Here is a 1,797-nt window from a genome sequence, read left to right as displayed (position 1 = left end):
GGCATATCCGTTTGGATCCCGGCCATCCAGCTCATAGGTATCATTTAAGAGAAGGGCATTTTGGTATCCGGTTTCCGGTGTTTCAGACCATTCAAGGATCTTCTTCCCCCAGTACATCCGCATATAATTGTGCATCTTCCCGGTGAGGATCATCTCCTTCTGGGCCGAATTCCAGAAGGGATCATGCGTCTCTGCCCGCCTGAGTTCCTCATATGAATAGCAATAGTCGCGGGTGTCTTCGGTATGTTCCATAAGAGTCTTCTTTGCCCATTCAGGCAGGCAGTTGATGGAATCATACTGTTCATTATACCAGACAAAGTTGATGGCAAGCTCCCTTCTGACGATCAGCTCCTCAAGAAAACCGGGCCGATCCGAGGCTGCGCGTGCCACTTCCAAAGGGGATATCTGGCCGAAGTGCAGGTAGGGGGAGAGGCCCGAGGTGACCTCGCGTCCGGGATCATTTCGTGCTGTATCATAGAGATGAGCGGGAGTGGCAAGAAATTCTGCCAGTCTTCTGGCAGCTTCAGCTCGTCCGCCACGCGCCATGAGTGGGCTCTCAGGCTCAAAGAAGCCGATCTTCTTCAGCAAACCATCAATATCGGCAGGATCGTGATCCGATTCTGCATCCTCAGGGGCGGGTTTTTTCAATTTGATCTCTTCCACAGGAGAAAGGAAATCGGAGATCTGCGGAGTTATTCTGCGCCTTAGCGTGGCAGCAGACCACTCTTCTTTAACTGACGCTGCCCTCACCGGCACCACGCAATCTGATTCGACCTCAATCACCGGGCAGTCAGCCTCTTCTGTAATGGCATGACGGATCAGCCTCTCATGCCTGAGATATCCACGATCCATGACCAGTAATGCAGTATCTTGGATAAAACGGGGCACCAGTTGATCCGGATCACCAAGTTTCACAGATAGAGGTATGCCACGTTCAAGAAGATTCTTGTGAGTTTCTGCCAGCCCCTCGATCATGAAACGGAACGAACGGGATGTTCCGAGGGGGTAATCCGGATCGAGACAGAAGAGAACATTGAGTGGAACTCCACGCTGATTCGCCTCATGAACCGCATACTCAAGGGCATGATTCTGTTCAGCTCTCTGTGATCGCTGCATCCAGTAGATCACATTGTCTCTGCCCTCATCTCCCCCCTCTTTCCGGTAATGTATCCGTTCCGGATTGATCATAGGTGGAGATATCGGGGATAGAGCTGATAATACCTCCCATATGCAGGAACAAGGAAGTATTTGTTCAGCCACGATCGAATAATGCATAGTGAACGGAATTCTTGATTCTGAGCTCGTCCGGAAAGAGAGGGCGGTCCTGAGAGCCACAGCAAAAGGTCCGGATAAAGAATCAATTGAACTTTTTTCTGACCTTATACTCTCATATTACCGACAATACGGGCGTGATCTCCCCTGGCGTAGAACAACAGATCCCTACTCTATCCTCGTCTCAGAATTCATGCTCCAGCAGACCCAGGTGGAGCGGGTGGCTCCAAAATATTCCCTCTTCATTGAGCAGTTCAAAACGATCGATTGCCTTGCCTCCGCTCCGCTCTCTGCTGTTCTTTCAGCCTGGTCCGGGCTTGGGTATAACAGGCGTGCGATAAATCTCCAGAAGACGGCAATCATCCTGAGGGATGAGTATAATAATCAGGTTCCAGAGGATCCGGCTGTCCTTGAAAGGCTTCCGGGCATCGGGAAGGCAACCGCGTCAGCAATCTGTGCATATGCATTTAATTTGCCGGTTGTCTATATCGAGACGAATATCCGGAGAATTTTTATCCATTATTT

1 protein-coding gene and 1 pseudogene are annotated in these 1,797 nt (G+C 50.4%); one reads left to right on the top strand and one right to left on the bottom strand.

Annotation, left to right across the window (positions count from 1 at the left end):
• Positions 1–1,188 (bottom strand): deoxyribodipyrimidine photo-lyase (locus QCH34_RS11890; protein ID WP_300334453.1); only part of this gene is annotated, 1,188 nt, incomplete at its 3' end.
• Positions 1,189–1,276: 88 nt separating this feature from the next.
• On the opposite strand from QCH34_RS11890, the pseudogene QCH34_RS11885 reads away from it, so the two are divergent.
• Positions 1,277–1,797 (top strand): annotated as a pseudogene (locus QCH34_RS11885) (A/G-specific adenine glycosylase); the annotation flags it as partial.

It is taken from the genome of Methanocalculus sp. (assembly GCF_029762515.1).
Classification (GTDB): domain Archaea; phylum Halobacteriota; class Methanomicrobia; order Methanomicrobiales; family Methanocorpusculaceae; genus Methanocalculus.
Note: the sequence above shows the minus strand (reverse complement) of the source record. Positions and strands in the feature narration are given on the sequence as shown.